We start from the raw sequence: 21939 nt of genomic DNA, 5'->3' as shown, positions 1-21939 counted from the left end.
GGAGAGTCTCAATGCCCTATGTTCCAGTTGCAGAGCTCAAAGATTATGTCGGCAAGGAACTCGGACGTTCCGAATGGCTCACCATCGATCAGGAGCGCATCAACCTGTTCGCCGAAGCCACCGGGGATTATCAGTTCATTCACGTCGACCCGGTCAAAGCCGCGCAAACGCCATTTGGCAGCACCATTGCCCACGGTTTCCTGTCGTTGTCGCTGATCCCGAAATTGATGGAAGACATCCTCGTGCTGCCGCAAGGCGTGAAGATGGTGGTCAACTATGGCCTCGACAGCGTGCGTTTCATCCAGCCAGTGAAGGTCAATTCCAAAGTTCGCCTGAAGGTCGACCTGGGCGAAGTGACCGAGAAAAAACCTGGCCAATGGCTGCTCAAAGCCACAGCGACACTGGAGATAGAAGGCTCGGACAAACCGGCCTACATCGCCGAACCCCTGTCGCTCTGCTTCGTTTAAGCGCCGGGATGCGAAGCAGCGCACGCTGTTTCGCATCCACTGTCTTAGCGGCGGCTGTATAAGGTCACATAGCTGCGGCATACTCGGTCGCCTAATTGCCCGGATCCCGCTATGCGCTCACTCGCCACTCTTGCCCCCCTAGCCTTGACCCTGTTGCTTGCCGCTTGCGGCGACGGCGAATCGCTGTTGCCTCCTGATGCACGCCTGCCGGATGGCGGACGCTATCGCGGCGAACTGGTCGACGGTTTGTTGCAAGGCCAGGGGCGCGTCGACTACCCCAACGGCAGTTGGTACGCCGGGCAGTTCGACAAGGGGCAGTGGCACGGGCAGGGCGAATGGCATGGCAGCAATGGCGAGGTCTATCGCGGCCAGTTCCAGCAAGGTCTGTTCGACGGCCAGGGCAGCCTGACCACCAACGCCAGCAGTTACACCGGCGGTTTCAAGCAGGGCCGACGGGACGGCGAAGGCACCCTGAAAGAAAACGCCATGACCTACCGTGGCGAGTTCAAGGCTGATCAATATTCCGGGCTCGGCCGTCTCGAAATGGACGATGGCAGTTCCTATCAAGGCCAGTTCGCCCATGGCAAACCCAACGGCGAAGGCCAGCGTGGCGACTCCAGCGGCAACTCGTTCACCGGCCATTTCGTCAATGGTCAACTGGAAGGCAACGGCACCTTCAACAGCGCTGACGGTGACGTCTACGTCGGTGGTTTCAAGAACAACCAGTTGCACGGTAAGGGCCGCTACGAAAACGCCGACGGCGACGTTTGGCTCGGACAGTTCAAGGAAGGAGCGCTGACCGGCAAGGGTGAACTGATCGGCGCCGACGGCAGCCACTACGTGGGCGAATTCAACGACTGGCGCTTCAGCGGTCAGGGACGCTTGAATCTGTCTGACGGCAGCTTCTACATCGGTGGTTTCGACAGCGACAGTTACTCTGGACGCGGCATCCTGGTGCTGACCGATGGCAGCGTGATGAGCGGCACCTGGGTCAATGGCCAGCGAGTGCGCGATGCCGACGGCAAGTTGCTGCCCGACATCCTCGAACTCGGCTTGCTGGCCCAGGGCCGCTTGCTTGATGACGCCCTGGCGGCCATCCCGGCCTCAACCCCAGCGGTTGAGCTGTACACCCTGACCTTGGGCGGCGATGGCAAGCAGAGCGTGTTCCTGCGCGAATCCGACTACGTCGCCAACATGCTCAAAACGCGGTTTGGGGCTTATGGCCAGATCCGCCTGGTCAACCACCGCGACCACCTCGCCGACCGACCGATGGCCACTCGCGAGAATCTGCGCCGCGCCGCGCAAACCCTCGCCGAACGCAGCGGCCCGGAAGACCTGCTGTTTATCTACCTGACCAGCCACGGCACCGCCGAACACGAACTGGTACTCGACCAGCCGCGCATGGAACTGGCCGAGCTGCCCGCCGACGAACTCGCCGCCGTGCTGGCACCGCTGAAAAACCGCGACAAGATCATCGTGATCTCAGCGTGCTACTCCGGCGGCTTCATCCCGGCCCTCAAAGACGAACGCACGCTGATCATGACGGCTTCGCGCGCCGATCGCGTGTCCTTTGGCTGCTCCGAAGAAGCCAACTTCACCTACTTCGGCGATGCACTGTTCGCCCAGGCGCTGAACCAGACCGACGATCTCGAACACGCCTTCAAACTGGCCAAAGCCACCGTCGCCGAGCGTGAACTGGCGGACAATTTCGAAGCCTCGGAGCCGCAAATCTGGGCGCCGAAAACCGTGCTGTCACATTGGCAACTGCTGCGCAAACAGCAAGCCAGGAAAGCGTTGCAAAGTGCTGCATTGAACGACGCAGCGATAAAGAGCAACTAAGCTGAACAGTATCAAGGGAGAGACACTATGTACTTGACGCCTCAGCACGTATTGCTTGCCGGAGCCACCGGTTTGACCGGTGAACACCTGCTCGACCGTTTGCTCAACGAACCAACGATTTCTCGCGTGCTCGCCCCTTCCCGTCGGCCATTGGCGGAACACCCGCATTTGGAAAACCCGGTCGGCGACCCGCAGGTTTTTCTGCCGCAGCTCAGCGGCCGTGTCGACATCGCCTATTGCTGCCTCGGCACCACCATCAAACAGGCCGGCTCCGAAGCCGCCTTTCGTGCGGTCGACCTGGACATGGTGGTGGCGTTCGCCAAACGCGCACGGGAGATGGGCGCACGGCACCTGATCGTGATCAGCGCGCTGGGCGCCGATCCGAATTCATCGATTTTCTACAATCGGGTCAAAGGTGAAATGGAACAGGCATTGCGCGCACAGAACTGGCCGCAACTGACCATTTGCCGGCCATCGCTGCTGCTCGGTGAACGCACCGAACCGCGTCTGGGCGAGCAGCTTGCTGCGCCGTTTTCAAAATTGATCCCCGGTAAATACCGTGGCATCGAGGCCTGCCAACTGGCCCGCGCCATGTGGCGCCTGGCGCTGGAAGAACAGGATGGGGTGCGGGTGATTGAATCGGATGAGTTGCGCAAGCTCGGCAAGTAGTTTTGTGGTGTCTGGGCTGGCCTCTTCGCGAGCAAGCCCAGACACCACAGTAATCTTCAGCGAATACAGACCTGGCGTAAGACTCAATCCCTGTGGGAGCGTGGCTTGCCCGTGCCCGCCAATGGAGTGCGAGCACTCCCCTACAATCCACCAGTTGCCTGAAATCCCACGCCAATCACCGTGAGCAACGACAACGGCAGTAACAGCGTATCGAGCAACGCACTCGCTGGCAGATCCACGCCCGGATAGCTCGGCGCCTCAGCCCCGAACCGATCCATCGCGCAACACCCGCCATTGATCGCATACAAATCCAGCCGCGTACCGGCATACACCACCGGCGCCCCCGGTTTGGCGGCATCGAGCGTGCGTGCCGTAGCGCAACCGGCCAGTTGCAGCGCCAGCACAACGATCAGCAGCTTATTCATCGCTGCTCAGATGATGCTCACCCCAACGCGGCAGCATGTCTTGGGGAATGCCCAGCAGATTGAGAATCCGCGCCACGACGAAATCGATCAGGTCATCGATGGTCTGCGGCTGGTGATAGAAACCCGGCGACGCCGGCAGGATGGTCACGCCCATGTTCGACAACTTGAGCATGTGCTCCAGATGAATGCTCGAATACGGCGCCTCACGCGGGACCAGAATCAACTGGCGGCGCTCCTTCAGCGTCACGTCGGCGGCGCGCTCGATCAGGTTGTTGCAGGCACCGGTGGCAATCGCCGACAGCGTGCCGGTGGAGCATGGCACGACGACCATCGCCGCAGGTGCACCGGAGCCTGAGGCCACTGGCGACATCCAGTCTTCCTTGCCATACACGCGGATCTGCCCGGCGGCCGCTCCGGTGTATTCGGTGAGGAATGCCTGCATCGTCTGCGGTTTGGGCGGCAGCGACACATCGGTTTCGGTGGCCATCACCAATTGCGCAGCCTTGGAGATCAGGAAGTGCACCTCGCGATCTTCACGCACCAGACAATCGAGCAGGCGCAAACCGTACTGCGCGCCTGAAGCGCCGGTCATGGCCAGGGTGATGCGTTCGGGGCCATTGCTCTCCAAACGAGTGTTCATTGCAGCGCCTCGGCGAGTTTGCCGTGCAGGCCGCCGAAGCCGCCGTTGCTCATGATCACGACGTGAGTGCCGGGCTGAGCCTGGCTCTTCACCCGCTCGATGATGCCTTCCAGTGAATCGCTGACAATCGACGGCACCGTGCATAACGCAGCGGTGGCGGCCAGATCCCAGCCGAGGTTGGCCGGGGCGTACCAGATCACCTGATCGGCATCGACCACGCTGTCCGGCAAACCGTCGCGGTGCGCGCCCAGCTTCATGGAGTTGGAACGCGGCTCGATGATCGCGATCAAGGGTGCATCGCCGATGCGCTTGCGCAAGCCGTCGAGGGTGGTGGCAATCGCGGTTGGATGGTGAGCGAAGTCGTCATAGATGGTGATGCCGCGCACCTCAGCGACTTTTTCCATCCGGCGTTTGACGTTCTTGAAGGCGCTCAGCCCGGCAATGCCCATCGACGGCACCACGCCAACATGACGCGCCGCTGCCAGCGCGGCCAGGGCATTGGCGACGTTGTGCTGACCGGTCAGCTCCCATTCGACGGTGCCTTGGGACACACCTTCGAACATGACTTCGAACGCCGAACCGTCGTCCTTCAGCAACTTGACCTGCCACTGCCCGCCGGCACCGGTGGTTTGCACCGGGGTCCAGCAACCCATCTCGATCACACGCTGCAAGGCAGGCTCGGTGGTCGGATGAATGACCAGGCCTTCACTCGGGATCGTGCGCACCAGATGGTGGAATTGCCGCTCGATCGCTGGCAGATCCTGGAAGATGTCCGCGTGATCGAACTCAAGATTATTGAGGATCGCGGTACGCGGGCGGTAGTGAACGAACTTCGAGCGTTTGTCGAAGAAGGCGCTGTCGTACTCGTCGGCCTCGATCACGAAGAACGGCGTACCGCCCAAACGTGCGGACACCGAGAAGTTCTGCGGCACGCCGCCGATGAGGAAACCCGGGCTCATGCCGGCGTGTTCCAGCACCCAGGCAAGCATGCTGCTGGTGGTGGTTTTGCCATGGGTACCGGCGACGGCCAGCACCCAGCGACCTTGCAGCACATGATCGGCCAGCCATTGCGGGCCGGACACATACGGCAAGCCTTTGTTCAGCACATATTCCACCGCCGGATTGCCGCGGGACATGGCGTTGCCGATCACCACCAGATCCGGTGCCGGATCGAGCTGGGCCGGGTCGTAGCCCTGAGTCAGCACAATGCCTTGGGCCTCAAGCTGCGTGCTCATCGGCGGATAGACGTTGGCGTCGGAGCCGGTCACATGATGGCCCAGCTCTTTGGCCAGAACCGCCATCGAGCCCATGAAAGTCCCGCAGATACCCAGAATATGAATGTGCATAGTCGACCTCGTAAAACATGGCCGCAGGTTAGCGTAGGGAGGGGGAAATCGCACCTTGTGTTTCGCGCCTTAGCGAGCAAGCCCGCGCCCACAATGTCAGCGCAGTCCTTGCGGGCGCGGGCTTGCTCGCCAATGGCGCGACCCGGTTTAGCGGGCGATAGCGTGTTTGCGCAGCTTTCTGTAAAGCGTATTGCGACTGACCCCAAGCTGTTGCGCCGTTTGTGTCATGTGCCACCGCGTCTGTTCCAGCGCGGCGAGCAAGGCCAAGCGTTCGGCATCTTCAAGGGGATGCTCGGCCGCACAAACCTCCACAGCCACCCTCGGTCGCACTTGTCGAAACATCGCCGGCAAATCCTCCAGCCCAACCCGCCCGTCATCACACAACGCCGCCAACGTGCGCAGCACATTGCGCAACTGCCGCACATTGCCCGGCCAGTTGAACGCCAGCAACGCCTCACGCGCCGGCGCTTCAATCAGGATTGGTTCGCCGCTTGCCTCTTCGGCCAGCAGAAAATCCAGCAATTGCGACTTGTCACTGCGATCACGCAATGCAGGCAGCGCCACTTCCAACCCATTGAGCCGGTAATACAGATCCTCACGAAAACTGCCGTCCTCGACCCGGCCCAGCAGATTGCGATGGGTCGCGCTGATGATCCTCACGTTGACCGCTTCGGGCTCACCGCCAATCGGCACCACCTGCCGATCTTCCAGCACCCGCAACAAGCGAGTCTGCAAGGCCAGCGGCATGTCGCCGATTTCATCAAGGAACAACGTACCGCCATCGGCCTGCTGCAACTTGCCGCGCATACCGTCCTTGCGGGCACCGGTGAAGCTGCCGCCGCGATAGCCGAACAGTTCGCTCTCGATCAGGCTCTCGGGGATGGCCGCACAGTTGAGGGCAACAAAGGCTTTGCTCGATCGTTGGCTGGCCTGATGCACAGCCTTTGCGAAAGCCTCTTTGCCGGAGCCGGTTTCACCGTTGATCAGCAGCGGTACATCGCGTTCGAACACGCGCAGGGCTTTACGAAAGTCCGCTTGCAGCGCCGCATCACCGAGGCAGATCCCCGACAGACGCGCAGGCTCGGGTTTGATGGGGGCCGGGATGATCGGCAGCGGCTTGCGCGACTCGCCACGCAACACGGCAAACAGATGTCGCCCGTCGCGGGTGCGCAGCGGCCAACTGGCGCTGGCATTGGCACTCGCGCGGCCCAGCAACTCATCCAGCGAACAATCGAAAAACGCCTCGACCGGTTGGCCGAGCAACCCACCGCGAATATGCCCCAGCAGGTTCAGCGCACTCTGGTTGACCGCACTGATCCGCCCTTCCCCGTCAAACGCCAGCAAGCCTTCGCTGAACAGGCCGACGGACTCGGCCTGCAAATGAAAACGCAACAACCATTGGTTATCGAAACAGCGCAGGAAGTAGCAACTCTCGATCATCTTCGCCGACAGATTGACCAGCGCCATGGTGTGGAACTGGCTCTGGCGCGAGACATCGTGGCGCGCCGAAGACACATCGAGCACCGCCAACAGTTCGCCGTGCGGGTCGAACACCGGGCTCGCCGAGCAGGTCAGGCCGGTGTGACGACCGCGAAAGTGTTCATCCTGATGGATGGTCAGCGCCTGACGCTCGACCAGGCAAGTGCCGATGCCATTGGTGCCTTCACAGGCTTCGCTCCAGTCAGCCCCGAGCCAGAGGCCGGCGCGCTCGAAAATCCTGCGCTCGGCGGGCGCGGTGACGCAGTTGAGGATCACCCCGCGCGCATCGGTCAGCAGCACCGCGTGGCCGGCGCCGGACAGTTGTTGATGCAGGCTGCTCATTTCATTGCCGGCAATCTGCAGAACCTGTTGCAGACGCTCGCGGCTTTCAAGCACGCGCCCGTGTTCGAGCACGGTGGGCGCCATGGCCAGGGCCGGGTCGAGGTGATAGTCCTCAAGACAACGCAGCCAAGAGCGGGCAATCGACGGATCGGCACCGGGCCCGTGCAGGTGCGGTTTGCCCTGGGTGGCCGTGAGAACCTGCTGGGCATGGCGACTCAAATGGTTGTCGTGCATTTCTTATTGTTCTCCCCGAGGCTCGACGGCCCAATGCTTGAGGTGACGCCCAGCATCCTCCAGCCACCGGCGCATTGCAATGCTGGCGAGACTGTCCGGTCACAGGCTGTGCCAAGAACGGTACAAACTGTCACCCCCGCTGTACCGAAACCGTCACAGGCGCGCTCCGCCCGTCCGACAAAAACCACCCAAGGCCTTGATTTACCTGACCTGCACGGCAGTGGCCCAACCTTTGCTCTACGCTTATAGCAAGCGCACTTGCGCGTTTCTCTAATAAGTACAAAGCCAAGGAGAACATCATCATGCGTTACGCTCACCCCGGTACTGAAGGCGCCAAAGTCTCGTTCAAGAGCAAGTACGGTAACTACATCGGCGGCGAGTTCGTCGCGCCTGTCAAAGGTCAGTACTTCACCAACACCTCGCCAGTCAATGGCCAACCGATTGCCGAATTCCCGCGCTCCACTGCCGAAGATATCGACAAGGCACTGGACGCTGCCCACGCCGCCGCCGATGCGTGGGGCGCGACCTCCGTGCAGGCGCGCTCGCTGATCCTGCTGAAAATCGCCGACCGCATCGAACAGAACCTCGAACTGCTGGCGATCGCCGAAACCTGGGACAACGGCAAAGCCATCCGCGAAACCCTCAACGCCGACATTCCGCTGGCCGCCGACCATTTCCGTTACTTCGCGGGCTGCCTGCGTGCCCAGGAAGGCAGCGCTGCCGAAATCGACGGCAACACCGTGGCGTATCACATTCATGAACCGCTGGGCGTGGTCGGTCAGATCATCCCGTGGAACTTCCCGCTGCTGATGGCCGCGTGGAAACTCGCCCCGGCGCTGGCCGCCGGCAACTGCGTGGTGCTCAAACCGGCCGAGCAAACGCCACTGGGCATCTGTGTGCTGATGGAAGTGATCGGCGACCTGCTGCCACCGGGCGTACTCAACGTGGTGCAAGGCTTCGGCAAAGAAGCCGGCGAAGCCCTCGCCACCAGCAAACGCATCGCCAAGATCGCCTTCACCGGTTCGACCCCGGTCGGCTCGCACATCATGAAGTGCGCCGCCGAGAACATCATTCCGTCCACCGTCGAACTGGGTGGCAAGTCGCCGAACATCTTCTTTGAAGACATCATGCAGGCCGAGCCGACCTTCATTGAGAAGGCCGCTGAAGGTCTGGTGCTGGCGTTCTTCAATCAGGGCGAAGTCTGCACCTGCCCGTCCCGTGCGCTGGTGCAGGAATCGATCTACGAAGAATTCATGAAAGTGGTGATGAAGAAGGTCCTGTCGATCAAACGTGGCGACCCGCTGGACACCGACACCATGGTCGGCGCCCAGGCGTCCGAGCAACAATTCGACAAGATCCTGTCGTACCTGGAAATCGCCAAGGGCGAAGGCGCCGAACTGCTGACGGGCGGCAAGGTGGAAAAACTCGAGGGCAATCTGTCGACCGGTTATTACATCCAGCCGACCCTGCTCAAGGGCACCAACAAAATGCGCGTGTTCCAGGAAGAAATCTTCGGCCCAGTGGTGAGCATCACCACGTTCAAGGACGAAGCCGAAGCCCTGGCCATCGCCAACGACACCGAGTTCGGCCTCGGTGCGGGCCTGTGGACCCGCGACATCAACCGCGCCTACCGCATGGGCCGGGCGATCAAGGCCGGTCGCGTGTGGACCAACTGCTACCACCTGTACCCGGCGCATGCCGCGTTCGGCGGGTACAAGAAGTCCGGCGTTGGCCGCGAAACCCACAAGATGATGCTCGACCACTATCAGCAGACCAAAAACCTGCTGGTGAGCTACGACATCAATCCGTTGGGCTTCTTCTAAAACCGGGGGCAACACAGAGGTTTGTGTTGCCCGTTCAATCGCCTTCGCGAGTAAGCCCGCTCCCACAGGGGCCTTGCTTCGGCCCACATGGCTGGATTCGGCACAGATCCGATGTGGGAGCGGGATTGCTCGCGAAGGCGTCCTTAATGACACAACACACAAGGCCTGGCCGCTCTGGCACGGCCCTTGCGTACCCGTCATTCAGGATTTGCAGAAAAACTGCCGCTGCGTGAACAGCCTCCATCCACCCCAACCGCGACACCCGAAAGTCCAACAGATCAAACAATAAAAAAGACAGCGAGGACTTATGACTACCACCACACAACTCAAACCCACACTCGGCACCCTGCACCTGTGGGGCATTGCCGTCGGCCTGGTGATTTCCGGCGAATACTTCGGCTGGAGTTACGGCTGGGGCACCGCAGGCACCTTGGGTTTTCTGGTCACGGCGCTGATGGTCGCGACCATGTACACCTGCTTCATCTTCAGTTTCACCGAATTGACCACCGCGATTCCCCACGCCGGCGGGCCGTTTGCCTACAGCCGTCGGGCGTTCGGCGAAAAAGGCGGATTGATCGCCGGCATCGCTACGCTGATCGAGTTCGTCTTCGCACCACCGGCCATTGCCATGGCCATCGGCGCCTATCTGAATGTGCAATACCCCGAGCTTGATCCGAAGATCGCTGCGGTCGGCGCCTATTTCGTGTTCATGACCCTGAACATTCTCGGCGTGAGCATCGCCGCGACCTTTGAGTTGGTGGTCACGGTGCTGGCCGTCGCCGAATTGCTGGTGTTCATGGGCGTGGTCGCGCCGGGCTTCAGTTTCAGCAATTTCGTGCTCAACGGGTGGTCGGGCGCCAACGAGTTCACCCTGGGTTCGATCCCCGGGATCTTTGCCGCGATACCGTTTGCGATCTGGTTCTTCCTCGCCATCGAAGGCGCGGCCATGGCGGCGGAGGAAGCCAAAGACCCGAAACGCACGATTCCCAAGGCTTATGTCAGCGGCATCCTGACCCTGGTGTTCCTCGCCATCGGCGTGATGGTGATGGCCGGTGGCGTTGGCGACTGGCGCCAACTGTCGAACATCAACGATCCGCTGCCGCAGGCCATGAAAGCGGTGGTCGGCAACAATTCGTCATGGATGCACATGCTGGTCTGGATCGGCCTGTTCGGTCTGGTGGCGAGTTTCCACGGCATCATTCTTGGCTACTCGCGCCAGTTCTTCGCCCTCGCCCGCGCCGGTTACCTGCCGAAAAGTCTGGCCAAACTCTCGCGGTTCCAGACGCCCCATCGCGCGATTCTGGCCGGTGGCGTGATCGGCATCGCGGCGATCTACAGCGACGGCCTGGTCAATCTGCAAGGCATGACGCTGACCGCGGCGATGATCACCATGTCGGTATTCGGCGCGATCGTGATGTACATCATCAGCATGCTCAGCCTGTTCAAACTGCGCCAAACCGAGCCGAACCTGGAACGCACCTTCCGCGCCCCGGGCTATCCGGTGGTGCCGGCCATCGCGCTGTTTCTGGCCGTGGTGTGCCTGGTGGCGATGGCGTGGTTCAACACGCTGATCGGCTGTGTGTTCCTTGGTTTCATGGCCATTGGGTATCTGTATTTCCAGTTGACCGCCAAGCAACGCGCCGACGCACCGACAGACGCTATGCTCGAAGGTATCTAGTTGCACCGGTACCGGGCCTTGCGCCCGGTGCCCGCCTTATTGAAGTGCATGGAGATCCCGCTCCCACAGGGGAACCGAGTTATCCACAGAATCAGGAGGACACCGCCCCATGGCCGCATTTGCCCATTGCGTCGGCGCCCAGACCTATCGCTTCGACAGCCTCAAGGACGTCATGGCCAAAGCCAGCCCGGCACGTTCCGGGGACTTTCTCGCCGGTGTCGCCGCGCTCAACGACGGTGAGCGCGTGGCCGCGCAAATGGCGCTGGCCGATATCCCGCTCACGCACTTTCTGCAAGAAGTGCTGATTCCCTATGAGTCCGATGAAGTCACCCGCCTGATCATCGACACCCATGACAAACAGGCCTTCGCCGTGGTCAGCCACCTCACCGTCGGCGGTTTTCGCGACTGGCTGCTCAGCGAGGCCGCCGATGAAACCAGCCTGCGTAATCTCGCGCCCGGCCTGACCCCGGAAATGGTCGCCGCCGTGTCGAAGATCATGCGCGTGCAGGACCTGGTGCTGGTGGCGCAGAAAATCCGCGTAGTGACCAAGTTTCGCGGCACCCTCGGCCTGCGCGGGCGCCTGTCAACTCGCCTGCAACCCAACCACCCGACCGACGAGCCGTCCGGCATTGCCGCGAGCATTCTCGACGGTCTGCTGTACGGCAACGGCGACGCGATGATCGGCATAAACCCGGCCACCGACAGCATCGCCTCGATCTGCGCGATGCTGGAAATGCTCGACGCGATCATCCAGCGCTACGACATCCCCACCCAGGCCTGCGTGCTGACCCACGTCACCACCTCCATCGAAGCGATCAACCGTGGCGTGCCGTTGGACCTGGTGTTCCAGTCGATCGCCGGCACCGAAGCGGCCAACGCCAGTTTCGGTATCAACCTGAATGTGTTGCAGGAAGGCTACGACGCCGGTTTAAGCCTGAACCGCGGCACCCTTGGGCAAAACCTGATGTATTTCGAAACCGGTCAGGGCAGCGCCCTGTCGGCCAACGCCCACCATGGCGTCGACCAACAGACCTGCGAGACCCGGGCCTACGCTGTGGCGCGCCATTTCAAGCCGTTTCTGGTGAACACCGTCGTCGGATTTATCGGCCCGGAATACCTCTACAACGGCAAACAGATCATTCGCGCCGGCCTCGAAGACCACTTCTGCGGCAAATTGCTCGGCGTGCCGATGGGCTGCGACATCTGCTACACCAACCACGCCGAGGCCGATCAGGACGACATGGACACCCTGCTGACCCTCTTGGGTGTGGCGGGGATCAACTTCATCATGGGCATCCCCGGCTCCGACGACATCATGCTCAACTACCAGACCACCTCGTTCCACGACGCGCTCTACGCCCGCCAGACCCTGGGCCTGAAACCGGCGCCGGAATTCGAGCAATGGCTGGCGAACATGGGCATTTTCACTCAGGCGGACGGCAAGGTTCGCTTCGGCAACAACCTGCCGCCGGCCTTCCGCCAGGCCTTGGCGCAACTGGGATGAGTCTTATGGAAAACCCGCCCCTCGACCCGCAAAACCCATGGCTGGAACTGCGTCGCCTGACCCCCGCGCGGATCGCCCTCGGCCGCACCGGCACCAGTCTGCCGACCCGCGCACAACTGGATTTCCAGTTCGCCCATGCTCAGGCGCGGGATGCGGTGCACTTGCCGTTCGATCATGCCGGGCTCAGCGCCCAACTCAATGAGCGCGGGCGCCAGACGTTGCTGCTGCACAGCGCGGCGGTGGATCGCAACAGCTACCTGCAACGCCCCGATCTGGGGCGCAAGTTGAGTGATGACTCAGCCCAGGCTCTGCGCGACTACGCGGCGACCAATCCCGGCGGCGTGGATCTGGCGATTGTCGTCGCCGATGGTTTGTCGGCGCTGGCCGTGCATCGCCACACGCTGCCACTGCTGACCCGACTTGAAGAGCAAATGGCCGCCGATGGCTGGTCCGCCGCGCCGGTCATCCTCGTGGAACAGGGCCGCGTCGCGGTCGGCGATGAAATAGGTGAACGGCTGGGCGCAAAAATGCTGGTGATGCTGATTGGCGAACGCCCGGGCCTCAGCTCACCCGACAGCCTGGGGGTGTATTTCACCTACAATCCAAAGATCGGGCTGACCGATGCCTACCGCAACTGCATTTCCAATGTGCGGCTTGAGGGCTTGAGCTACGGCATGGCGGCACATCGTTTGCTGTACCTGATGCGCGAAGCCTGCCGACGGCAACTGTCGGGGGTCAATCTGAAGGACGAAGCACAGGTTCAGACGCTGGAGTCGGACACCGGTGCGGACATGAAAGGAAACTTCCTACTCGGCCCGTCGACAACCTGAACCGATTCCGCATTGCGTTTCTGCGCCGGTATCAGGCAGGATCGACGCACGGCCGCCAGGGTTTCCCATCGCCGTCAGAGCAGTTGAAGACAGCCACTTGAAGACGAGACCTATCATGCGGATTATTCAAGCGACCCTCGAACACCTGGATTTACTGACTCCGATGTTCGTCACCTATCGTGAGTTCTACGGTTCACTGCCTTACCCGGATTCCTCCCGCGCGTTTCTCGAAAAACGCCTGCGCCGCAAGGAATCGGTGATTTATCTGGCCCTCGCCGACGATGACGACAAGAAGCTGATGGGCTTCTGTCAGCTCTATCCAAGTTTCTCTTCGTTGTCGCTCAAGCGCGTATGGATCCTCAACGACATCTATGTCGCCGAAGACGCCCGCCGCCAACTGGTCGCCGACAACCTGATCCGCACCGCGAAGAAAATGGCCAAGGAAACCCAGGCCGTGCGCATGCGCGTTTCCACCAGTGCCGATAACGAAGTGGCACAGAAAACCTACGAGTCCATCGGGTTCAAGGAAGACACCGAGTTCAAGAACTACGTGTTGCCAATCAGCGACGAACTCTGACCCAAGAAATCGCAGCCTTCGGCAGTTCTACAAAAGAACGCATTCCAATGTAGTCGCTACCGAAGGCTGTGATCCTGCAGGCCTTCTCCTCTCTCGTCGTCCCTGACAATTGTTCACACCCGGACATCCCTCGCTACAAAACCAACGCGCTTTTCACCTCTCAGACCGTATAATCCCGAGCTTTCCGGCTTGTAAGAAAAACTACACCTCGATGTAGGCTTACACGAAGTCATCCGCACAGGCCTGCAGAGTCGGGCCGCCACACAGGTGCCCCCATGGATTTCAACCCGCTCGACCTTATCCTGCATCTCGACGTTTACCTCGACTTGCTGGTGAACAACTATGGGCCCTGGATCTACGCCATTCTGTTTCTGGTGATTTTCTGTGAAACCGGTCTGGTGGTGATGCCCTTTCTGCCAGGCGATTCGCTGTTGTTCATCGCCGGTGCGGTAGCGGCAGGCGGTGGCATGGACCCAGTCCTGTTGGGCGGTCTGCTGATGCTGGCAGCGATCATGGGCGACAGCACCAATTACGTGATCGGACGAACAGTCGGCGAAAAACTGTTCAGTAACCCCAACTCGAAAATCTTCCGTCGCGACTACCTGCAACAGACCCACGACTTCTACGACAAGCACGGTGGCAAAACCGTGACCCTGGCGCGCTTCCTGCCCATCATTCGCACCTTCGCGCCATTCGTCGCCGGTGTGGCGAAGATGCCTTACCCGCGCTTCTTCGGCTTCAGTGTGTTCGGCACGGTGCTGTGGGTCGGTGGTCTGGTGACCTTGGGTTACTTCTTCGGCAACGTGCCATTCATCAAGAAAAACCTGTCGTTGCTGGTGCTCGGCATCATCCTGCTGTCGCTGGTACCGATGATCATTGGTGTGGTACGCAGCCGACTCGGCAGCGCCAAAGCCCAATCGCACTAAGCCGATGTGGTCGCTGAGCGCCTGGCGTCGCCGGCGCATCCTGGCCAGGCACCCGATTGCCGACGACCTGTGGCAACGGGTGCGCCATCACCTGAGCTTTCTCGACGGCATCAGTGCAGCCCAAGACCAATGGCTGCGTGAAGCCTGCGTGCTGTTTCTCGAAGACAAACACCTGACCGCCCTGCCCGGTGTCGAATTGCATCAGGAACAACGCCTGCTGCTTGCGGCTCAGGCGCAATTGCCACTGCTCAATCTGGGCGATCTGAACTGGTACCAGGGTTTTCACGAGATCGTCCTCTATCCCGACGACTTCCTCAGCCCGCAGCGCCATCGCGATGCCAGCGGCGTCGAACATGAATGGGATGGCGAACACAGCGGCGAGGCCTGGCAACAGGGGCCGATCATCCTGGCTTGGCCGGGTGTAATGGCCAGTGGTGGCTGGGAAGGTTACAACCTGGTCATCCACGAACTGGCGCACAAACTCGACATGCTCAACGGCGATGCCAACGGCCTGCCGCCGCTGCACGCCGACATGCGCGTCAGCGACTGGGCCGAGGTCATGCAAAAGGCCTACGACGACCTCAACCGCCAACTGGACCGCAATCCGGACGCCGAAACCGCCATCGATCCCTACGCGGCCGAAAATCCTGCCGAGTTCTTCGCCGTCACCAGCGAATACTTCTTCAGCGCACCCGATCTGCTGCACAAGGCTTATCCACAGGTCTACTTGCAACTGAAGCTTTTCTACCGGCAGGATCCACTGGGCAGGCTGCGGCAACTTCAGGCCCAGGCCCCGGTCTATCAGGCTCACGACTAAGGTCTGCACGACTTTCGGTGCGTGGCATCGGCGGCGGAATATGCCTATAATCGCCGCCACTTTTTGGTCAATCCGGCCAAGTGTTTTTGGTCAACTACGGGGGCAACGCCCAATGAGCTACAGCAAGATTCCGGCTGGCAAAGACCTGCCGAACGACATCTACGTCGCGATCGAGATCCCGGCCAACCACGCGCCGATCAAATACGAAATCGACAAAGACAGCGATTGCCTGTTCGTTGACCGTTTCATGGCCACCCCAATGTTCTACCCGGCCAACTACGGTTACATCCCGAACACCCTGGCTGACGACGGTGACCCCCTCGACGTGCTGGTTGTGACCCCTTACCCGGTTGCGCCAGGCTCGGTGATCCGCGCACGTCCAGTGGGCATCCTGAACATGACCGACGACGGCGGCGGCGATGCCAAAGTCATCGCAGTCCCACACGACAAGCTGTCCCAGCTGTACGTCGATGTGAAGGAATACACCGACCTGCCGCCACTGCTGATCCAGCAGATCGAGCACTTCTTCGCGAACTACAAAGATCTCGAAAAAGGCAAATGGGTCAAGATCGAAGGCTGGGCCGGTGCAGACGCCGCCCGCGAAGCGATCACCAAGTCGGTTGCTGCCTACAAAGGCTAAGCGCCTGCAACCTGCGTGATGCTTGAAGAAGACCCCGTTTGATACGGGGTTTTTTATGCGCGAGAACATCCTGCTTAAACGCAACGTTTAAAACACACGCAACAAAGTTTTAACCCGTTTAATTTCCCACAAGACGGGCTTACATCCCGTCGCAAAATTCAGCCTTTTTTTGAACGCCAAGTTTATTCAAACCGCTCTAGCACGGCCGTAGACTCCGTGTTTATGAGAAAGAACACTAGCGGTCCAAGATTCAAGGCACTCCTGGAAGCAGCGAACATCACCACCACGGGATTCGCAAAGTTCTGGGGCACGGAAGCCCAAAATGTCCACAACTGGTACACCCGGGGCGTCCCGGCGTATCGCATGGAAGAAGTCTCACGCCTGCTGTCCGTTAACAGCGAATGGCTGAAGACCGGCGAAGGCATAAAGGAGTTGCCGAGCCTGACGCCGCCCGCCAGCAATGGCGACACCTTCGACGCCCACGCCATCCGCGGCGTCTACGCCGTCATCGACCCCAACGACGTCGACCTGGTGTTCTTCAAGGAAACGCCCCTCACCGACGGCTCCGGCAAAACCCACGTCATCCACGACACGGACCAATCCATCCGCCTGCTGCGCGCGCACCTCGATCAACTGGAAATCCGTCACTCCGACGCCATCTGCGCGCACATGATCGGCAACAGCATGGCCGACCGCATCGAAGACGGCTCCATCGTCGCCATCGACCGCGGCCTGACTCAAGTGGTGGATGGCGAGATCTACGCCATCGAACACGACGGCATGCTGCGCATCAAATACCTGCACCGCATGCCCGGCAACGGCCTGCGAATGCGCAGCCACAACAGCGCCGAATACCCGGACGAAGTGTTCCGCCCCGCGCAGATAGAAGAGCAACGGATTCATATATTGGGCTGGGTGTTCTGGTGGTCGACGCTGAGCAAACGCCGGCCGGTGGTACCGTTTCTATGATCGGCCAGCACACACACAACCCTGTGGGAGCGGGCTTGCCCGCGAAGAGGCGCTGAAAAACAGTTCAAATACCGGTTCTGTACTGCGTCAGTCGCTCTAAACCGCACTTCAGGCTGGGAATTCCCAACAAAACTCAGTATCCTGCGCCCCACATTCGCGCATCGCCCCGCTCCCGCGGCTCAGATGACGCCCGACGCGGCAGACCAACGTCTGACCAAGTCCCACAGCCGGACGCAGATCCGGATGTACGTTTTGAAGGCTGGCGCGGTTTACCAAAAATAAACCAAGCCAGTCCCCGAGAAGCCGGCCACAAGCCGGCTTTTTAATGCCTAATGCCTTCCTAGCAACAGCGGCTCACGCTTTCACAGCCCCAGCGCTAACGCTCAGAGCCCCCCTCAGCGAACGTTAATTTATACTCGCCTGCCGGTCAGTTCAAAAACACCCACCAGCACAGGGATGCGCCCATGTCCGTTCCAACCTACGATCAGTTCATCGAACCGATCCTGCGGTTTCTCGCCACAAAACCCGACGGTGCAATTGCTCGGGACGCCCACGAAGCGGCAGCCAAAATGCTGCAGTTAACAGAAGCGCAGCGTGAGGAGCTGATCGCGAGTGGTCAGGCCACCTACAAGAACCGATCTGGCTGGGCGCACGATCGTCTCAAGCGCGCCGGTCTTTCCAGCAGTGCCAAACGCGGTTATTGGAAGTTGACTGACGCAGGAGTGCAGTACGCCCAGGAGCATGCATTTCCACTGTCAGCCAAGGATGTGGAGCATTTGGCAATCGGTTACATGAATGTGAAGCTGAAAGTCGCGCCAGATGCCGAGCCACTGGATGACCAACCAAATGTGGAGCCAGATCTGGCCTCCGCCACCGAAAGCCCCGACGACCGACTGGAGCGAGCGCTAAAGGAACTGCGCGATGCCACGGCGGCCGACCTTTTGGACAACATGCTGCAAGTCAGCCCCAACCGTTTCGAAGTGATCGTGCTGGATGTGCTTCATCGCTTGGGTTACGGCGCCAGTCGCAATGATCTGCAACGTGTCGGCGGTTCCGGTGATGCCGGCATCGACGGCATTATCTCGCTCGATAAATTGGGGCTGGAGAAGGTTTACGTTCAGGCCAAGCGCTGGCAGAACACGGTTGGCCGGCCTGAACTGCAGGCGTTCTATGGGGCGCTTGCTGGGCAGAAAGCTAAGCGTGGCGTGTTCATTACCACCTCTGGCTTTACAGCGCACGCTGTCGACTTCGCCAAATCGGTGGACGGCATTGTGTTGGTAGACGGCACGCGGCTGGTGCATCTGATGATGGATCATGAGGTGGGTGTGACATCGCGTTTGTTGCGGTTGCCGACGCTGGATCGCGATTATTTTGACGAAGAGTGAGCTCAGGCGTTTTGCTGCTTGACCCTGCTAACCAATTTCCTTAGTGGGCTTGTGGGTAAAAGTGATGGCACACTAGAATCACGGCGAATGTTCTACCAACCCCCACGGATCGAGGGTTACATCAGCGCGGGGCAAGGCCGGGACTGAATTCAGTTTAGGTTGATGTGCAGGTCAAGGAGACCACTATGTCGGACGTTAAAAGCATCAAGGATCAGAAGCTTCTCTACCACCTTACTTCTGTTGAAAACCTGGATGGAATTTTCAGAGATGGCTTGAAACCTCGCGCTGGCCTCTCGGGTTTCAAAGACGTCGCAGATGCTGAAATCCTGAAAAAGCGGCAGACTCTGCAGCTCGACAACTACGTGCCCTTCCACTGGTTTGCGAAGAATCCATTTGACGGAAGCGTGCAGCGCAACAGGCCAGAGGCCCGATTTGTGTTGATCTCGGTCTACAGATCAACAGCCAAGCAATACGGCTGGAAAGTCATTCCACGCCACCCGTTAGCAGGCGACTCAATACAGCTACTTGATTACGAACAGGGTTTCGAAGCCATCGAGTGGGATGTCATGAGCAGTCGCGATTACCTGGACCCTCATTGCAAAAGCATCTGCATGGCAGAGTGTCTCGCACCGGGGGTTGTTAAACCTGATGCCTTCTTCAAAATCTTCACCCCCAGCGAAGAAGTCGATGCACTTTGCGTAGCTAAATTGCAGGCGGCCGATGTTAATGTGCAAACCAGCGTGAACCAGAGAATGTTTTATCAATGAACTACACCAGCCTGAATCCAGAGAAAGCTCTGATTTGGCGTATCGTCCATCGCGATAACCTGCCCTGGATTCTGGACAACGGTCTGCATTGCGCAAACTCGGAAGCACAGGCACCTCAGTACGTGAATATCGGTAACGCCGACTTGATCGACAAGCGCCGTTCCCGTCAGGTGCCCATCGCTCCCGAAGGCGTTCTGGCCGACTACGTGCCCTTCTATTTCACGCCCTTCTCAGTGATGATGCAGAACATTCACTCTGGCTGGAGTGTTCAGCAACGCAGCAATGACGAGATCGTGATTCTGGTCTCAAGCCTGTATCGCGTTGAAGAGCTCGGCCTACCGTTTGTCTTCACAAACGCACACGCCTATCCGAGTTGGACAAACTATTACAGCGATCTGGCCAATCTCGACCAGATCGATTGGTCTATCCTTCAACGGCGCGACTTCAAGCGCGATCCTGATGATCCTCGCAAAATGGAGCGTTATCAGGCTGAGGCGCTGATCCACCATCACTTACCGATTACGGGACTACTGGGCATCATGTGCCACACCGATGCAATGAAAGCACGCATAGAAGCAGACGTCGCCGCTAGAGGCCTGACGCTGCCTGTCCATGCGCGTCCCAAATGGTATTTCCAATGATCCGATTCACCCAAGGCAACCTGCTGGAAGCCAACACCGAAGCCCTCGTAAACACGGTGAATACCGTGGGCGTGATGGGCAAGGGCATCGCATTGATGTTCAAAGAACGCTTTGCGCAAAATTACCGTCTCTATGCAGCAGCGTGTAAGGCGAAGGAAGTAGAAACCGGCAAGATGCATGTGACGGCCACCAATGAACTCGATGGCCCTCGCTGGATCGTGAACTTCCCAACCAAACGCCATTGGCGTTCTCCGTCGCAAATGGCATGGATCACTGAGGGCTTGCATGATCTGCGTCGGTTTCTGCTTGAGAACGACGTGAAATCTGTCGCCGTCCCGCCTCTAGGTGCTGGTAACGGCGGCTTGAAGTGGCCTGAAGTCCGTGAGCAGATTGTCGAAGTGCTGGGGGATCTGGACGCTGATGTCTTGGTATTCGAGCCCTCGAACCAGTATCTGAACGTCGCCAAACGTTCGGGCGTAGAAACGCTCACGCCAGCCCGCGCGCTTATCGCCGAACTGGTTCGTCGCTACTGGGTGTTAGGCATGGAGTGCAGTCTGCTAGAGATCCAGAAGCTGGCCTGGTTTCTTGAGCGCGCTATCGAGAAGTTGCCAAATACCGAGAACCCTCTGAATCTGAAGTTTGTCGCGCACAAATATGGGCCGTACGCCAACCGGCTGGAGCACCTGCTCGATAACCTCGATGGCAGTTATCTGCACTGTGACAAACGCATCAGTGACGCAGGCATTAGCGATGTGATCTGGTTTGATCAAGAGCGCAAAGCCTTTTTGCAGACTTATCTGAAGACGGAGGCCAAGGAATACTCTCAAGCCCTGGAACGGACTGCCGAGTTGATTGACGGTTTTGAATCGCCATTCGGCATGGAGTTGTTGGCGACGGTGGATTGGCTGTTGAGCCAGGAAGGGGTATCTGCGACCGTACCTGCAGTGCGTGAGGCGTTGAAGCAGTGGGACGGTGGCGCTGGTGCTGCTGCTCGCAAGAGCAAACTGTTCGATGATCAGGCACTTGATATTGCGCTCAAGCGTCTGACCTCCAGCAGTTTCCGACCTGAACTGGCGGCCTGAGTGATTGAAAGGAGTTGGGCAGCAACCTGCTGCTCAATTCCCCATCACGGATAACTAAACGCCTTCACCAACGTCAACTCCCCCACCGCCCGCATCGGGATCAAAAACGTCTCCATCTTCTCGCTTGGTGTGCCTTCCTCGGTAATCACCGTTACCTGCGCCGTCGTCAGCGGTTGCGCGGCTTCATCCCCGCCATCTTCATCGCTGCGATACCCGCCACCGTAGTAATTCACATACACCAGATACTGCCCCTTGATCGGCGCCGGCATGGCGAAGATTTCCGGGCCGTAGCCGGTGGTGACGTCGACGTCGAGGGCGCCCCCGTTGGGGGCGACGCGGTTGCCGTACCAGATGTGGGCGCCGTCGGGGGTGACGAGGTGCAGGTCGAGGTCGGTGCCGTCGCTGTCCCAGGCCAGCAGCACGCGCAGTTTTGGCGGGGTAGCACCGCCGCTGGTGTTGAGGAATTGAGTGCGGCGGCGTTGTTGGCCGTCGGGGCTGCGCACTTCGACGCTGTTGCTGCCGTTGGGGAAGGAGAACGGACGGTCGAAGCGGCCGGCGGCGTCGATTTTCAGCGGCATGCTGACGCCGTTGACGATCAGTCGACCGGGCTCATTATTCTTCGGACTGGCGTTGATCTGGCCGCTGATGCGCGCTGTGTTGGCCTGGCCGACCGGGGTGTTCACCGAGGAGGCCGGGTAGTTGACGGTCTGACGAAAGCTTTCGCCCTCGCCTTGCGGAGCGCCGGTGCGCCAGCCCCCGACCGGGGTGTCGAGTTTGATGCTGTCGGCGGCCCTAGTCGGCGATAACGCGGTCAGCGTGCAGAGCAGCAACAAGACCTGTGGATAACGGAGTGTCATGG

General features: G+C 59.8%; 21 protein-coding genes. 16 read left to right on the top strand and 5 right to left on the bottom strand.

Translation table 11 applies throughout. From position 1 onward, the window contains the following. The first annotated feature begins 11 nt into the window (after nt 1–11). From AACY02_RS07095 to AACY02_RS07085, 3 genes are all read left to right on the top strand, one after another. Nucleotides 12–467: a MaoC family dehydratase gene (locus AACY02_RS07095; protein WP_034153755.1), complete on the top strand. Its 456-nt coding sequence runs from the start codon at nt 12–14 to the stop codon at nt 465–467. Nucleotides 468–578: 111 nt separating this feature from the next. Next, nucleotides 579–2306 carry a C13 family peptidase gene (locus tag AACY02_RS07090; protein WP_339431334.1) on the top strand — a complete coding sequence of 576 codons (1728 nt, stop codon included), beginning with the start codon at nt 579–581 and terminating at the stop codon, nt 2304–2306. Nucleotides 2307–2333: 27 nt separating this feature from the next. Further along, nucleotides 2334–2975, top strand: coding sequence for an oxidoreductase (locus tag AACY02_RS07085; RefSeq protein WP_339431333.1), 642 nt, complete (start codon nt 2334–2336; stop codon nt 2973–2975). Between the two features lie 140 nt (nt 2976–3115). Here the strand turns inward: AACY02_RS07085 and AACY02_RS07080 are convergent, their stop codons facing one another. The 4 genes from AACY02_RS07080 to AACY02_RS07065 form a co-directional block, all read right to left on the bottom strand. Further along, nucleotides 3116–3400, bottom strand: coding sequence for a YceK/YidQ family lipoprotein (locus tag AACY02_RS07080; RefSeq protein ID WP_339431332.1), 285 nt, complete (start codon nt 3398–3400; stop codon nt 3116–3118). After that, the gene (gene ubiX, locus AACY02_RS07075; protein WP_221730205.1) at nt 3393–4040 is read right to left on the bottom strand and encodes a flavin prenyltransferase UbiX; all 648 of its coding nucleotides are present in this window, start codon (nt 4038–4040) and stop codon (nt 3393–3395) included. The genes AACY02_RS07080 and ubiX overlap by 8 nt, the downstream gene beginning before the upstream one ends. Then, entirely contained in the window at nt 4037–5386 is a 1350-nt protein-coding gene (gene mpl / locus AACY02_RS07070) for a UDP-N-acetylmuramate:L-alanyl-gamma-D-glutamyl-meso-diaminopimelate ligase (protein WP_339431331.1), read from the bottom strand. Before mpl ends, ubiX begins: the two co-directional genes overlap by 4 nt. 147 nt (nt 5387–5533) lie before the next feature. Then, the gene (locus AACY02_RS07065; protein ID WP_339431330.1) at nt 5534–7441 is read right to left on the bottom strand and encodes a sigma-54-dependent Fis family transcriptional regulator; all 1908 of its coding nucleotides are present in this window, start codon (nt 7439–7441) and stop codon (nt 5534–5536) included. A gap of 302 nt (nt 7442–7743) precedes the next feature. Between AACY02_RS07065 and exaC the strand changes: the two genes are divergently transcribed. The 13 genes from exaC to darG all read left to right on the top strand — a co-directional run bounded on the left by exaC (nt 7744) and on the right by darG (nt 21080). Next, nucleotides 7744–9264, top strand: a complete 1521-nt coding sequence (exaC, locus tag AACY02_RS07060; RefSeq protein WP_339431329.1) for an acetaldehyde dehydrogenase ExaC — start codon at nt 7744–7746, stop codon at nt 9262–9264. 307 nt (nt 9265–9571) lie between these two features. Then, nucleotides 9572–10942, top strand: a complete 1371-nt coding sequence (gene eat, locus AACY02_RS07055) for an ethanolamine permease (protein WP_339431328.1) — start codon at nt 9572–9574, stop codon at nt 10940–10942. Between the two features lie 109 nt (nt 10943–11051). Beyond that, the gene (locus AACY02_RS07050; RefSeq protein ID WP_339431327.1) at nt 11052–12446 is read left to right on the top strand and encodes an ethanolamine ammonia-lyase subunit EutB; all 1395 of its coding nucleotides are present in this window, start codon (nt 11052–11054) and stop codon (nt 12444–12446) included. Between the two features lie 5 nt (nt 12447–12451). Next, complete coding sequence (eutC, locus tag AACY02_RS07045) at nt 12452–13276, top strand: ethanolamine ammonia-lyase subunit EutC (protein WP_339431326.1); 825 nt, start codon at nt 12452–12454, stop codon at nt 13274–13276. 115 nt (nt 13277–13391) lie between these two features. Then, nucleotides 13392–13853, top strand: coding sequence for a GNAT family N-acetyltransferase (locus AACY02_RS07040; RefSeq protein ID WP_221730212.1), 462 nt, complete (start codon nt 13392–13394; stop codon nt 13851–13853). Nucleotides 13854–14128: 275 nt separating this feature from the next. Continuing rightward, complete coding sequence (locus tag AACY02_RS07035) at nt 14129–14779, top strand: DedA family protein (RefSeq protein WP_339431325.1); 651 nt, start codon at nt 14129–14131, stop codon at nt 14777–14779. A 4-nt stretch (nt 14780–14783) separates the two neighbouring features. Beyond that, nucleotides 14784–15596 carry a M90 family metallopeptidase gene (locus AACY02_RS07030; protein ID WP_339431324.1) on the top strand — a complete coding sequence of 271 codons (813 nt, stop codon included), beginning with the start codon at nt 14784–14786 and terminating at the stop codon, nt 15594–15596. A gap of 112 nt (nt 15597–15708) precedes the next feature. Next, on the top strand, nt 15709–16236 hold the full coding sequence (ppa, locus tag AACY02_RS07025; RefSeq protein WP_003205933.1) for an inorganic diphosphatase: 528 nt from the start codon (nt 15709–15711) through the stop codon (nt 16234–16236). Between the two features lie 222 nt (nt 16237–16458). Next, nucleotides 16459–17205, top strand: a complete 747-nt coding sequence (locus AACY02_RS07020) for a S24 family peptidase (protein WP_339431323.1) — start codon at nt 16459–16461, stop codon at nt 17203–17205. A gap of 464 nt (nt 17206–17669) precedes the next feature. Beyond that, complete coding sequence (locus tag AACY02_RS07015) at nt 17670–18590, top strand: restriction endonuclease (RefSeq protein WP_339431322.1); 921 nt, start codon at nt 17670–17672, stop codon at nt 18588–18590. Nucleotides 18591–18775: 185 nt separating this feature from the next. Further along, nucleotides 18776–19357 (top strand): DarT ssDNA thymidine ADP-ribosyltransferase family protein, encoded by a 582-nt coding sequence (locus AACY02_RS07010; protein WP_339431321.1) that lies wholly within the window; start codon nt 18776–18778, stop codon nt 19355–19357. Next, a complete protein-coding gene (gene darT, locus AACY02_RS07005; RefSeq protein WP_339431320.1) occupies nt 19354–19998 on the top strand; it encodes a type II toxin-antitoxin system toxin DNA ADP-ribosyl transferase DarT in 645 nt (214 codons plus the stop codon). Before AACY02_RS07010 ends, darT begins: the two co-directional genes overlap by 4 nt. After that, nucleotides 19995–21080, top strand: a complete 1086-nt coding sequence (gene darG / locus AACY02_RS07000; RefSeq protein WP_339431319.1) for a type II toxin-antitoxin system antitoxin DNA ADP-ribosyl glycohydrolase DarG — start codon at nt 19995–19997, stop codon at nt 21078–21080. Before darT ends, darG begins: the two co-directional genes overlap by 4 nt. A gap of 44 nt (nt 21081–21124) precedes the next feature. On the opposite strand, the gene AACY02_RS06995 is transcribed toward darG, so the two are convergent. After that, the gene (locus AACY02_RS06995; RefSeq protein WP_339431318.1) at nt 21125–21937 is read right to left on the bottom strand and encodes a YfaP family protein; all 813 of its coding nucleotides are present in this window, start codon (nt 21935–21937) and stop codon (nt 21125–21127) included. Nucleotides 21938–21939 lie beyond the last annotated feature (2 nt).

The sequence above is a fragment of the Pseudomonas sp. EA_65y_Pfl2_P78 genome, from assembly GCF_963970495.1.
GTDB lineage: Bacteria > Pseudomonadota > Gammaproteobacteria > Pseudomonadales > Pseudomonadaceae > Aquipseudomonas > Aquipseudomonas baetica_A.
The sequence above is the reverse complement of the archived record's forward strand: the minus strand, read 5'-3'. Positions and strand labels throughout refer to the sequence as shown.